This is a genomic window from Sphingomonas sp. CFBP 13706 (assembly GCF_014842355.1).
Classification (GTDB): Bacteria; Pseudomonadota; Alphaproteobacteria; order Sphingomonadales; family Sphingomonadaceae; genus Sphingomonas; species Sphingomonas aerolata.
The window spans coordinates 1-1,103 of record NZ_JACYVM010000055.1; the positions used below are offsets into that span (position 1 = coordinate 1).

General features: G+C 68.4%; 1 protein-coding gene. It reads right to left on the reverse strand.

Features of this window, described 5'->3' with window-relative positions; genetic code table 11:
• On the reverse strand, positions 1–899 hold an 899-nt coding region (locus IFS44_RS21605; protein WP_192100198.1), incomplete at its 3' end, for a TonB-dependent siderophore receptor.
• Between the last annotated feature and the right edge of the window lie 204 nt (positions 900–1,103).

Here is a 1,103-nt window from a genome sequence, read left to right on the forward strand (position 1 = left end):
GGCGTCCAGTCGACCTGCAGGCTGGTGCGGTTGTCCAGGTAGCGGATGACGCCGTCGCGTGTGTTGTAGTTGCGTTCCCGGATGCGGTCGTCGAGCCGACCGTCGATCAGCGGCGTACCGAAATAGCGCATCGGCTTTTGGTCGCCATAATCGTCCCGTGCGGTGACGACGAGCGTGTCGGTCGGCGCCCAGCGCAGCGTGCCCGACACGGCATGGCTGCGCGACTGGCCGCGATCGACATAGCCGTCGGACCGGCGATAGCTGCCGTCGATGCGGTAAGAGAGGCGCTCGGTGATCGGCCCCCCTGCGCCCGCCGCGAGATGGAAGCTGTCCTGCGACCCATAGCCGATCTCGCCCTCCACGTGCGTCCGCTGCGTATCGGGTTTGCGCATCAGGACATTCACCGCGCCGCCCAGTGCGCCCTGGCCGTAGAGCACGGAGGCCGGGCCGCTCAGGATGTCGATCCGCTCGACCATCCACGGATCGGTCGGAAAGGTGATCGTGCCGGCCGCCGGGAACAGTCTTATGCCATCGATGAGCTGGAGCACGGAGCCCTGACCGCTGAAGCCCCGCGCGGCGAGCGCGGTGCCACCGTTGCCGGGGTTGCCGGCGTTGCTGATGCCCGGCGCACGGCTTGTCGCGTCGATCACCGAGAGGTCGCCACGTGCGCGGATCGTGGTGCCATCGATGACCGAGATCGTCGCGGGGGTCTCAAGCGGCGTGAGGCCCAGGCGGCTGCCGGTCGCGTTTGGCGTGGTGAGCGTGTCGCGGGCATGCTGGCCGACAACTAGGATGTCTTCATTGTCGGAGGCAGGCAAAGACTGCGCATTGAGCGGCGCTGCGAAGACAGGCGACAGAATAGCCCCCGCGAGCGCGAGGCGAGACAATAGGAACGGCATTACGGTAATCCCCCGGGCGTCTGGCGAACCCGGCAGGGACCTCCCGCGAACGGCCGACATCCGCGCCAGCCGGACGCGATTGCGACCGGCACGCATGCCCGTGCGGTCCCCACCGCACACGTCGTCGCTCGACGGAGTACCGTGCCGCGGCCACCCCCTGGGCCAGGCAAGAGCGACCAGACGCCGGCAGGTCTCCTGGCTCAC